Origin of the sequence: Paenibacillus pectinilyticus (assembly GCF_001700435.1) — a bacterium.
GTDB classification, from domain to species: Bacteria; Bacillota; Bacilli; order Paenibacillales; family NBRC-103111; genus Paenibacillus_E; species Paenibacillus_E pectinilyticus.
Genome location: NZ_LYPC01000014.1, coordinates 751,970 through 764,254, shown reverse-complemented (window position 1 = coordinate 764,254; position 12,285 = coordinate 751,970). Strand labels below are relative to the sequence as shown.

Sequence of the window (12,285 nt, the reverse complement as noted above, 5' to 3'; positions counted from 1 at the left end):
CATCATCTCTCCTTTATATCAACCGCTCTTCACCAAGGCGTTTGGCGGTAGAATTTGCAATTACAATAAGGATTATACTTACAACTGTTTTGAAAATACCTGCTGCTGTTGCCAGCGAATAGTTACCTAAAGCAATCCCGTACTTGAGTACAAAAATATCAATCGTTTGTGACCAATCGACGATCAATCCGTTACCGAGCAGGTACTGAATTTCAAAACCTGCATCTAGGATATGTCCAATGTTCATAATTAATAAAATGATAAACGTCGACTTAATCCCGGGCAATGTAACGTGCAGAATCTTTTGGTAACGGTTGGCACCGTCGATCCCCGCAGATTCATATAACGACGGATCAATTGAGGTGATGGCTGCCAGGTAAATGATCGTGTTCCAGCCTACCTCTTTCCACACATTAGACAAACCTACTATTCCCCAGAAATACTTGCCTTCACTAAGCCACATCACGGGTTCTTTAATCACGTGCAGCTTCATCAACAACTGATTAACAATCCCATCATCAACCGATAACGATGTTGCTACAATCCCCGCAGCAATGATCCAGGAGAGAAAATGGGGCAGATACGAAATCGTTTGAATGGAACGCTTCCAGAAACGAACTTTAATTTCATTTAATAGAAGGGCTAATAGAATAGCCGTCCCAAAGCTAAGAACCAAATTGATTATACTCATAGCAAGCGTGTTGCGAAGCACCGTCAAAAACGTATCATCCTGAAATAAGAATTTAAACTGCTTAAGCCCCACCCACTGCTGCTTGGAAAATTTCAAAGCGGGACGATAGTTCTGGAACGCCATTAACCAGCCCCAGATCGGTACATAATTGAAGATTACTACATAAATCAAGATCGGGAATGACATTAGAATTAATTGCTTTTGATTTTTGATCGTCTTCCAACTTATACCGACGCCGATTTCCGGATCGATTTTTTGCTTTTTCTTTGGTTTCTTGGTCAGTACGGTCTCGGCCATCGACATTCCCTCCTAGGAAGTAAAGCGGAGAAGACCTGAGTCTCCCCCACTCTGCAGCGTGTGTTGTCCTCTTATTTACTGCTCCAATTCTGAATACGCCAGTTAATTTGATCATTAATACGATCTTCATATGCTTTCATATTGTTCTTGCTAATCTGTTCAGTGTATTCCTTCCATACCCCTTCAAAGTCATCCGGTTTGGCCAAAATGGCTTTCGGTAAATATTTCACGGAGAGGTCATTCAGCTTCGTTTGGGCCACTTTCGCCGGTGAACCATCCACTAAGTCAATGCTCCACGCTGGATAGTAAATTGGATTATCAACAGGTGTTTTGAAGAACTCCGCCCATGTCTTATGGTTGTAGGCCTTCAGCACTTCTTGATCTTGCGGCTTCAAGCTGTCGAAGAATTCTTGCGGCTGTGTGCCCGGATCTGTTGCATTTCCATCACTATACGTCCCTTGCATCTTCGGCGAATTGAAGAAGAACGCTTCTGCTTTATTCGCAAGCTTCCATGTATTATCGTCTGCTTTCGCGCGCTGTTCAGGCGTACGGTAGAACTTGCCATCTTTCACTTCATAATCTTCGCCTTGAATCCCCCATTGAAGTGTCTTCTGCCACTCTTCCGTCATCAGCGAGTCAAGGAATTTAATAATTTGAACAGGATCCTTAGCTTTCGTCGAAATCCCGTATCCACGGTTAATGTTCAGCGCTGGACGGTCACGATAGTACTCTTGGGCACCTGGATAAAGAAGTGGGAACCCAACATACGTACTGCCGATTTTATTTTGTGATTTCAAGGAATTCTCGCCGTCACCGAAATTCCAGTGCTGGTCAAACATCCCAATAACACGACCGCTAGCAATTTTCGCCAAATATTGATCATAGTTCTGCACGAGCGCTTCCCTATCCATTAAGCCTTGTGCATTAACATCGTTCAGCTTCTTGTAGTAATTCTTAGCAATATCCTTGTCCGCAAAAATTTGCGCTTTTCCATTTTCGACGATAACACCACCGTCATTCGGGTGACCGGCTAAATGTTCAGGCGGGTTCTGCAGCGGGAATGTTCGCCAGTCGAAGTTCAACGTCTCGAACCCGATCATATCGGGATGTTTCGCTTTGTATTTTGCGATGATATCGAAATAGTCGTCCAACGTTTTCGGAGTTGGATATCCCATTTCCTTCAGGACATCCTTTTGCAGGTAAAAACCCGGGCCTTCATATGTGGTTTCATTAAATTGACCGCTAAACACGTTGAAATTTGGCAACACATAAATGTGACCGCTTGCAGGATCCTTGATCTGATTCCACACGGAGGCATAATGCTTTTTCAGATTCGGTGCATACTTGTCAAGCAAATCTTCGAGTGGTACAAAGGCACCCGCCGCAATGAGCTTATCATTACCAGTCATAATATCTGAATAATCGCCGCCAGCAATCATGACCCCAAGTTTCTGTTGTAAGTCACCGACCAGAAACTCCATTTTCAGACTCACACCTGTTTTATCTTTAATCATCTTGTAGATCTTGTTATCAGGCGTAGGCTGTTGGTAAGGGCTGTCAATGAACATCGACAATGTAACAGGTTTGATCGCATCACTTTTCGTTGCCGCAGGCGTTGCTGTCTGACTGCCGCTTGGAGAAGCGGAGCTGTTCACAGTCTCAGAATCCTTCGAGCTGCTGCATGCGGATAGCGTCAATCCAAGGGCAAGAACAGGTACCATTACAGCTAACGTGTTTCGTTTCATTTGCATAACCATTTTTCTAGTCCTCCCTTTTTGTTCTCATGAAAATTCATTATGGTTTAGGTGAATCCGTTATCTGCTTACACTATTTATTATACTTTTCAAGAATGCGCTTACAATTCACAAACTAAAGGTCTTACCCCTACGAATTGCAGTCTTGTAAACGAATTCCTTTTATTTTAGCAGGAGTGGCATGATAAAAATAGGGTGATATATAATAAGGAAACTCACTACATGCATGCACCGTAACTATTTATCATTACACATAATAAGGGGCTGATTGGCTTGGATACACTCCATCTTCTAGACATTATTAATGAGCATAAGGATACTTCTTTTCGACTCATTTCAAAATTTAATCATGGCGCACAGGGTGCTTTTTTCATTGAAGATCAATCAGGAGAAGCGTACGTTTTAAAATGGAGTGATCACCCAAGTCTCCTTGCCAGACTAGATGACGCAGCTTCGTATACAGCCTTGCTTAAACGGAAGGGATATCCATTGCCTCTTTACACGCATATCGGTCATGCTTTGGGAGGAAAATATACAATACAAGAAAAACTTACTGGTACTACTTGTAATCCTGATAATTTACACAAGTATTTACCACAAATCTTGGAATTAAACGAGCTTCAAAAAGGAGAAGCCGATCAAGGTACTTGGCCTTCAATGATTGTAAACGCTGTCATTTACGGACAATCTGAGTTTTGCTCCCATGAACAGCTCCTCCAATTCTCTTCAACAACTGCAGAGTTATTAACCATTCTAACGTCTATAACAGCGAAGTTTGAAAATAAGCCATATCGTACAAACGATATTGTACATTTTGATTTTCATCACCAGAACCTACTGGTAGATCATGATCAAATCAGTGGCGTTGTCGACTGGCAATTTCCGTGTGCAGGTGATTGTACTTTTGATCTACTAACCTTAATGCTGTACTCAGAACCTGAATCGGCAACATGGATAAAATTGAAAAAGATCACCGAGGATCAAGTAGGTAAGGAGATTATCTCAATCTACTTGTCCTACTTACTGCTGAGGCAAGTAGGTTGGTGTATTCAACATTGGCCGGAATGGTTAGAACATTGGTTTAAGGTTGCAAAGAAGGTACTCGCGTAGAAGAGCGTTTAAATTATCGTCTCTTAAGCAGTCGTACTGCAAAGTTTGGATTCCCCAATTGTAAATGACCATACTGAGAATATAGAGCGGTAAAAGAATGCAAATAAACGAGAGAATCAATAGTTGTAGTTCCTGCTACCCTAACGATTCCAGAATGAATTTAGGTTATTATAAACAGATTTCTTGAATAATGACCAGTCATGCCAGAAATAACCTTTTACTTTTAGATATAACAAACGCATGCCGTTTGTTAACGACACGCGTTTTTTATAGTTATTACATGAACAAGATCTCATGTGTATGATCCTCACCCGCCGCGAAATTCAGCAGTTGAGTCCCCTCTTGCTCTAGCTCATATTGTTCCTCAGATGATAGTGGGATGAAAGGTTCAATGGTTAGCACAGCTGTCCCGCGACTTCGATTGATTCGCCATAACCCGCTCACCAATCCGTCAATAAGGATCACGGAGCGGATAATGCCGTTATTGGTAAACACCCGCTTCCGATAAGACTCATCAAGTATCCTTGATCGGTCCGCATGTGATAGCAGTATATTGTCAAAATCGCCAAGAAGGCGCGGTGGCGATGGGGTGTCCGTATCGGGGCGCGGAGCTTCAGGCAGGTCGAACAATTCAATCCCCTGCTCATCATAGAAGCGGAATAAGTGGGGCCGAAGCTTATCGACGACATCGCGCAATCTGGTTAGACCCGACCACATTTGCATATCCTTGACAGAGGCTGGCCCAAAGGCTCCCAAATAGCGCTGAATCATCTGCTCCACCTCTGGTTCGGAAGAGTTGGATGATCCCAGCCAACGTTCTGCAGAAGTGTGCAAGGCTTGTCCACTTTCTCCCCAAAGGCCTCGCGGTGGCAATTGGACAAGTGGCACCCACGTCCGAATGGCCGCTGCGAGGGCCTCCGGATCTCGATCTGGCCATTGTTCGTTTAGCCGCTTGCCGAGCTCACTGAATGTCATCGGCTGCTCTTCGACCAGTGCAAGGCCTGCGTCAGCAAGCGCTTTTTCATCTACACCCAAGAGGTACTTGCCGTAGTTCCCCTTAAGTCCGCGCTCAAGGACAAGTTGCATCAAAGGACGCAACTCCCGATAATCGCGAGCAGAAACCAAGTGAATCGTCGCACGCATCAGCGCGATGCGCACTGCCCTCTTTTCTTGAATCAGACGGCTCAGTTCTTCCTGTCGGAAGCCTTCGATCCGCGTCCACAAACCATAATACGGTGAATTCGGAGCCTGCGCCTGCAAACCGACTAATCGTTCGATCACATCTAGTGCTGGCAAATTAACGCGTTTCAATAGCATCTGCCGTGCGAGTAACGCGCGGTTCAGAGCACGCTTGCTAAGGACGGGAACAGCATCTTGTTTTAATATGGACATGTCTTCCTTCATTTTCCCTTTATTCACATACAAGCCCCCCTTATATAAAGGATTATTATATTTCTTAAGGCTTAAGCAGCTTTAACGGTGATCGATTTAATTTTCCACTGTCCCTCTACTAATACCAATTCAGATACAAGCTTCTTTGACGCTTTTTCCATTACCAAAACAACGCTGTCCGTACTAACTTCTAAGCGTACAGTCTTTAGTGTCATCTCATAATAAGGAAATATTTCAAAGTCATTGGGATGCAAGTCCAGCTGAAGCAAACTATGATCTAAAACAAGCTGCTGCATCTCGTTCTGAATCGTATTCCGATCATCGTCCCCTATCTCCAAGAAAAAAGTATCCGTTAGAAAACATTCAAGTACTTTCTCTGGTGAGTCCGGGTACTCAAAAGAAGCATCCCCTTGCCTTCCATATTCATATTGCGTTGAAGATATCACAAAGGAGTTTCCATCCCATTTGAACGTTTGTATAAGCCTGCGATCGATGAACAGTTCAACTGCAGTCTTGATGTAATGTCCATCTGCCCCCTTAGCAATCCCCCGAAATCCATCACCGTTCGGCGGAAAACTTCCATCAACGCTTACTATAGTGCCCTTTTCCATCTTATATAGGTTAAAGCCTGATCCGGACCCATTCGTTCGTTCAAGATAGATGAACGGCTGCCCTTCACCATTCAGTGTGAGTATATCCATCCCGTTCAGCCAACCAATAGATCCGCTGTTCAGATCACCAACTTGCCGATAGCCCGTACCATTTTTTTGAAGGACATAGAATTGTTTCTCAGCACTTTCATCTTTGAGGCTTTTACTGAAAGATACTAACTTCTCCTGGATTCCGTCTTGATCAAGGTCAATATCTTGCATTTGTTGTAACTGCCAGTTATTTCGATTAAGGGAGAGAAGTAAGGTGCGAATTGCCTCATCTTGCCTGCGATACAATTCGTCATCCTCAGGAAAGTAAAAAAATCCCTTTTCACTGCCGTTTACCTTTATACTTCGAACTCTAAGGGCATCACGATCTCCGATAACCTCGATGGTTGCCGGTTTGCTGCCTTGAATCACCAGACTGTAATCCCAGTATCCGTTGGCTTTCGAGATTTCTCGAAGCAATTGCCCGTAATAGTTTTCGTTATTGTCAAACGGAAGTAGGGAACCCGTATTCGTACTAAAATAGAAGGTTGGATATGTTTTATTTCGGGATAACTCCATTTTAACCGGTAGCATATTGTAATGGTCCAAAACGGATTTAATGGGGTGATTCCAACTCGTGAAATCGGTCATGGTCATTACATCCATGTCTTTCATGGAGGTTACTTGATCTTTGGCAGGTGTGGAAACAATCGGCACAGGCGATTGCACGACCGAGGAAGAGGAAGAAGAAGTGGAAATAGGAGCATGACTAGTAGCAGCATGGATAGAATCTGCTTGCCTATTTACTTCATTCGTATTTTTACAGCCAGTACTAGTAATTACAATGATTAGAGCAAATAAATTGGCAAGCTTCTTCATCTAGTTCCCCCAAAAGTTTTCACCATCATACCATAGTTTTCCAAATGTGGGCAGAATGAAAGTTTGTAAAGTTGGGAATTTACTCTACTGAAGAAGTCCTAAATAGCCCCTTGCCGGTATTCATATCGATACCATCAGAGGGGCGCATACCGATCGATCAAAATAAACGGTCACGCCAGCCTCGGAAAACGATCATCTGACGAGAAAAAAATGCGAATCTGCATCTTTTTCTCGACTTCTGTTACTCGCCTCGCTCCACAAGCATAGCTATACCCTGCCCCCCGCCAATACATAGTGCCGCTAAGCCTAACCGGCCATTCCGCTTCGCTAATTCATGCAGCAGTGACACGAGAATACGCGCTCCACTGGCTCCGATTGGATGCCCTAAAGCTAGTGCACCGCCGTTGACATTCAACTTGGCGGATGGAATACCGAGGTCGCGCGCGACTGCGAGCGATTGAGCCGCGAAAGCTTCATTCATCTCAAACAGGTCGATATCGCCTACGGAAACGCCTGTTTTCTTAAACAGCAAGCGAGCAGCCCCAATGGGTCCCAGCCCCATCATCGCAGGTTCAAGTGCGGAACTTGCATAGCCGCGAATGCGGGCTAGCGGCTTCAAACCGAGCACCGCCGCCTTCTCCGCGGACATCACGACAAGTGCGGCCGAACCGTCGTTGATGCCTGACGAATTCCCCGCTGTGACGGTCCCGTCTGGCTTAAAGGCTGGCCGCAGCTTACTCAGCGTTTCAACCGTTGTTCCCGCCCGGGGGAACTCATCCGCCCCAAAAAGCAGTGGCTCACCCTTGCGCTGCGGAATCGCAACCGGCACGATTTCATCGCTGAAGCGGCCGGAGTGCAGCGCATGCTGCGCTTTCTCCTGACTCCAAGCGGCGAATTCATCCTGCTCCGCACGGGAAAGCCCATAGCGCTCCGCCACATTTTCGGCGGTGATGCCCATATGGGTGTCGCTTATCGCACACCATAATCCGTCGCGAATCATCGCGTCGACCATGGGAGCATCACCCATACGAAGGCCAGCTCGCGCACCTTGAAGCAGATAAGGTGCTTGGCTCATATTCTCCATGCCGCCTGCCACGACGATCTCGGCATCGCCAAGCTTTACCGCTTGTGCCGCCAACATAACGGCACTCAGACCTGATCCGCAGACTTTGTTTATCGTCATAGCAGGAACAAATGGGTTAAAGCCTGCTTTCAGCCAGGCTTGCCTAGCCGGATTCTGACCTAATCCGGCTTGCAGCACATTCCCCATGATCACTTCATCTACTTGATCATCATTAAGCTGAGCACGTTGAAGCGCCTCACGGATAACGATGCTGCCAAGTTCAGGAGCACTCACCCATGAAAGAGTTCCCATATAATTACCAATTGCGGTTCGCACAGCGCTAACAATTACTGCATCTTTACTCATCCTTGAGTCCCCTCCGTTATATGCCCATTATGCAGATGGGGGGAAATGAGAAAAGCAGCTTCCGTTTTGGCACGTACTTCCTCGAGCGTAGCGCCAGACTGGAGCTCAACCAAAACCATATCGCCAGCGATAAAATCAAAAACCGCCAAATCAGTAATGAGCCGGTTCACAACGCCTTTCCCTGTAAGAGGAAGCGTGCAAGCCGTTTTCACTTTCGACTCCCCATATTTATTGACATGCTCCATGATAACAACAATGCGCTGTGCGCCGCTGACTAGATCCATAGCGCCACCCATGCCTTTGACCATTTTGCCTGGAATCATCCAGTTCGCCAAATCGCCATTACCAGCAACTTCCATGCCGCCAAGAATAGCCAAGTGGATATGCCCGCCTCGAATCATCGCGAAGGAATCCGCACTGTCAAAGCAAGACGCGCCTGAGATTGCCGTGACCGTTTCTTTGCCCGCATTAATTAAATCGGGATCTTCTTCTCCTTCCCAGGGATAGGGGCCAATGCCAAGCAGTCCGTTCTCCGAGTGCAGCATGACGGTCAAGTCTTGCGGGATATAGCTTGCGAGTAATGTCGGCATGCCGATGCCTAAATTAACATACATGCCATCATGAATTTCCTGAACAGCGCGCATCACAATTTTGTTACGATCATCACTCATTTGCGCAGCCCTCCACTTCGTACCGTGAGGCGTTCGATCCGCTTTTCACTGCTGACACTTCTTACAACCCGTTGCACATAGATGCCTGGCGTATGAATCTCATCTGGATGAAGCTCGCCAGCCTGCACAATTTCCTCAGCTTCCACAATTGTCACTTTCCCTGCGGTTGCTGCAAGCGGGTTGAAATTCCGCGATGTCAAGTGAAAGACAAGATTCCCTAATGTGTCCGCTTTCCAAGCTTTGACAAGGGCAAAGTCACCGACAATTCCGCGCTCCAACAGATAAGTCCGTCCATCGAACACTTTGTGCTCCTTGCCTTCAGCGACTAAAGTGCCTACACCTGTAGCGGTATAAAATCCTGGAATACCTGCACCGCCGGCTCGAATACGCTCCGCCAATGTGCCTTGCGGTACTAGCTCGACTTCTAGCTCTCCGCTTAAATATTGCCCCTCAAATGTTTTATTTTCTCCAACATAAGAAGAGATCATTTTCTTAATTTGCTTATTTGCCAGCAACAGCCCAAGTCCCCAATCATCGACGCCACAGTTATTGCTGACCACGGTCAAATCTGATGTTCCCTGTTCTTTGAGCGTACCAATCAAATTCTCAGGAATCCCACACAGTCCAAATCCTCCGACAATGAGTGTAGCTCCATGGTGAATATCCTTTATGGCATCTGATACAGAAGCAACTAGTTTATTCATGCGATCTCTTCCTTCCAATTTGGGCAATCACTGCGCCGTATATCCTCCGTCAATGAGCAGAGAAGCACCGGTAACCCCGCGCATTTTATCACTGGCAATCAGCATGGCATACTCAGCAATTTCTTCCACGGGTAATAGCCTTTTTTGCGGCACGAGCGGATAAATCACTTCTTCCAGTACTTGATTCAACGGAACATTTCGCGTTCTAGACAAATCTTCCAATTGGCCCCTCACAAGCGGAGTATCCACATAGCCAGGACATAGGGCATTCACCGTAATATCGTGTGACGCGCACTCCAAGGCCGCGACCTTCGTTAAGCCGATTAATCCATGCTTCGCACTATTGTAGGCAGCTTTACCGGCAAATCCAATGACACCATTGATCGATGCCATGTTAATGATGCGTCCATAGTTTTGGCGTTTCATAATGGGAAAAGCGTGCTTAATGCCGATAAAGGCGCCTGTCACCATCACTTTTAGCATAAAATCGAACTTATCCACTGGAAACTCCTCGATCGGCGAAACATGCTGCAAACCCGCATTATTGACGAGAATATCCAATCGCCCGAAAGTCCGTTCTGCAGTCAGAATGGCCTCACGAAATTGCTCTTCCTCCGTGACATCGCAGCCTAGTCCGAGGGCATCGCATCCAGCTGCTATCAGATCCTCTGCCGCCAAACAAGCTTTCTCCGCATTGACATCCGAAACGATCACTTTAGCTCCTTCTCGTGCAAAAGTTCGAGCGATTTCAAGACCGATACCACTTGCGGCACCTGTAATTAAAGCGACTCTACTCTCTAAAAATCTTGTCACGGCAAGTACCTCCTCAGCAAAAAGATTAGGAAAGCAATATTTCAACAGGCTGCACGTAATAAAACGCTTACAAATATAATTTTATTTTACAACCCTATGATCCATAGGTAAAATTCATATATAGCATGATTATCATGCCAATAGTCTATAGGTTGGAGTATACACAATGGATGTCAAACAATTATCCTATTTGCTTGAGATTGCAAAGCAGCTTAACTTCACAAAAGCAGCAGAGTCCCTTCACCTAACTCAGCCAACACTGAGTAAAATGGTAAAGGGACTCGAAGAAGAACTCGGGGTCATCCTATTTGATCGTTCTGGAAAGTATATATCATTGACCGATGCAGGCAGCGCCGCCATCCAACAGATTCAGTTGATCACGCAATCGGTTCAAGATCTTCATAGCATACTCCATGATGTAGCCAACTTGAAGACCGGTTCCATCCGAATTGGCTTGCCGCCAGTCATTGGGACGATCTTCTTTCCCAGCGTTGTTGCCAAATTCCAAAAGGCCTATCCACAAATCGATTTCCACATCGTAGAAGAAGGCGCTAAGAAAGTTGAGAGCCGCATTCTAGAGGGAAACCTGGATCTTGCTGTCGTTGTTGCGCCTGTCGAATCGGATGATTTTGAAGTCATGCCTTATTTAAACGAGGAATTAGCGCTTATTCTCCATGAATCCCATTTCCTAGCGGAAAAGGCTGCTGTCGACCTTAGCGAACTAAAAAATGAACCCTTTATTTTGTTTCCTGATGGCTTCGCTGTTCGGAAGCATATTATGCAGGCTTGTCGCAGTATCGGTTATGAGCCGCGTGTCATCTATAATAGCGCCCACTGGGATCTTCTTGCTGAAATGGTAGCGGCCAATACGGGTATCTCTATCCTTCCGCAAGCGATTTGCAGCAAAATCAACAATCCATCCGTGACAACGGTACGTTTAACGAACCCTACAATTCCCTGGAATCTGATCATTATTTGGCATAAAGATAAATATCAATCCTACGCGATGAGGGAGTTTATTCGATTTATTCAGATAGCTAACAGCGGATCTTAGTTATCGAATTCAATCATTTAACCTTAAGTAGCCGCTACCCATGTCACATCTTTTTTCACCAAATATTCTTCCCATTCCTTAGGCGCGGGGACATCACTGACGATAATATCTACGTCTTTCAGATCAGCCATTTTATAAAATTGGACGAGTCCAATTTTGGAGTGATCTGTTGCGACAATGATGTGCTTCGCGTGTTCCATCATTTTTTGGGCTAATTGACCGCGTTCCTCGTCAAAACCGGTGATGCCTTTGTCGATCATGATCCCGTCTATGGAGATGAAGGCTTTGTCGGCGTAGAAATTTTCTAGCATTTTTTCGGCTAAGGATCCTGTCACACGAGATTGCACAGAACTTACTTTGCCGCCGATAAAGAAAATATCGCCAGAGAATAGCTCTTTATTTTTATAATCGATCAGTAAATACAGAGCAGGTACGGAATTCGTCAATACGGTAATATTTTTTTTGTTCAAAAGATAATCAATCATATGGAGCGTCGTCGTGCCATCATCGATGAAAATAACATCATTGTCTTCAACTAGCGTCGCCGCTGCTCGGCCAATGATACGTTTCTCCTCGGCGTACAGCACTTCGCGCTTTAATTGCGAGGGTTCTTCACGCGAAAGGTTGATTTTGACCGCACCGCCGTACACCCGCTTAAGCTTGTTCTCTTCCTCCAGCTCCTCTAAATAGCGGCGAATCGACTCCGAAGACACACCGAGACTCTCGACCAATTCATTCGTCTTGACTTTGCCTTCCAGATTCAGCTGGTTAAGGATATAATCCTTGCGCTCTTCACCAATCAATGACATGTCATGCAACCCCCGATTTATTATTGCGTTGTAGTGTAATTATA

Annotated in this window: 11 protein-coding genes; 2 read left to right on the top strand and 9 right to left on the bottom strand. The window is 45.5% G+C overall.

The window, feature by feature from the left end; genetic code table 11:
• Nucleotides 1-13: 13 nt before the first annotated feature.
• Together A8709_RS10375 and A8709_RS10370 are read right to left on the bottom strand one after the other, a co-directional pair.
• On the bottom strand, nt 14-988 hold the full coding sequence (locus A8709_RS10375; RefSeq protein ID WP_065852275.1) for an ABC transporter permease: 975 nt from the start codon (nt 986-988) through the stop codon (nt 14-16).
• 71 nt (nt 989-1,059) lie between these two features.
• Nucleotides 1,060-2,739 (bottom strand): sugar ABC transporter substrate-binding protein, encoded by a 1,680-nt coding sequence (locus A8709_RS10370; RefSeq protein ID WP_425262319.1) that lies wholly within the window; start codon nt 2,737-2,739, stop codon nt 1,060-1,062.
• A 276-nt stretch (nt 2,740-3,015) separates the two neighbouring features.
• On the opposite strand from A8709_RS10370, the gene A8709_RS10365 reads away from it, so the two are divergent.
• Nucleotides 3,016-3,852, top strand: coding sequence for an aminoglycoside phosphotransferase family protein (locus A8709_RS10365; protein ID WP_065852273.1), 837 nt, complete (start codon nt 3,016-3,018; stop codon nt 3,850-3,852).
• A gap of 276 nt (nt 3,853-4,128) precedes the next feature.
• Here A8709_RS10365 and A8709_RS10360 read toward each other — a convergent pair whose 3' ends face one another.
• The 6 genes from A8709_RS10360 to A8709_RS10335 all read right to left on the bottom strand — a co-directional run bounded on the left by A8709_RS10360 (nt 4,129) and on the right by A8709_RS10335 (nt 10,378).
• Entirely contained in the window at nt 4,129-5,271 is a 1,143-nt protein-coding gene (locus A8709_RS10360; RefSeq protein WP_244163152.1) for a winged helix DNA-binding domain-containing protein, read from the bottom strand.
• A 44-nt stretch (nt 5,272-5,315) separates the two neighbouring features.
• On the bottom strand, nt 5,316-6,761 hold the full coding sequence (locus A8709_RS10355) for a hypothetical protein (protein WP_065852272.1): 1,446 nt from the start codon (nt 6,759-6,761) through the stop codon (nt 5,316-5,318).
• Nucleotides 6,762-7,002: 241 nt separating this feature from the next.
• Entirely contained in the window at nt 7,003-8,190 is a 1,188-nt protein-coding gene (locus tag A8709_RS10350) for an acetyl-CoA C-acetyltransferase (protein WP_065852271.1), read from the bottom strand.
• Complete coding sequence (locus tag A8709_RS10345; protein ID WP_065852270.1) at nt 8,187-8,861, bottom strand: 3-oxoacid CoA-transferase subunit B; 675 nt, start codon at nt 8,859-8,861, stop codon at nt 8,187-8,189. The genes A8709_RS10350 and A8709_RS10345 overlap by 4 nt, the downstream gene beginning before the upstream one ends.
• Complete coding sequence (locus tag A8709_RS10340) at nt 8,858-9,565, bottom strand: CoA transferase subunit A (protein ID WP_065852269.1); 708 nt, start codon at nt 9,563-9,565, stop codon at nt 8,858-8,860. The genes A8709_RS10345 and A8709_RS10340 overlap by 4 nt, the downstream gene beginning before the upstream one ends.
• A gap of 27 nt (nt 9,566-9,592) precedes the next feature.
• The gene (locus A8709_RS10335) at nt 9,593-10,378 is read right to left on the bottom strand and encodes a 3-hydroxybutyrate dehydrogenase (protein WP_065852268.1); all 786 of its coding nucleotides are present in this window, start codon (nt 10,376-10,378) and stop codon (nt 9,593-9,595) included.
• A 166-nt stretch (nt 10,379-10,544) separates the two neighbouring features.
• On the opposite strand from A8709_RS10335, the gene A8709_RS10330 reads away from it, so the two are divergent.
• Nucleotides 10,545-11,432, top strand: a complete 888-nt coding sequence (locus A8709_RS10330; RefSeq protein WP_065852267.1) for a LysR family transcriptional regulator — start codon at nt 10,545-10,547, stop codon at nt 11,430-11,432.
• A gap of 23 nt (nt 11,433-11,455) precedes the next feature.
• Here A8709_RS10330 and A8709_RS10325 read toward each other — a convergent pair whose 3' ends face one another.
• Nucleotides 11,456-12,241 (bottom strand): DeoR/GlpR family DNA-binding transcription regulator, encoded by a 786-nt coding sequence (locus A8709_RS10325; RefSeq protein ID WP_065852266.1) that lies wholly within the window; start codon nt 12,239-12,241, stop codon nt 11,456-11,458.
• Nucleotides 12,242-12,285: the final 44 nt, after the last annotated feature.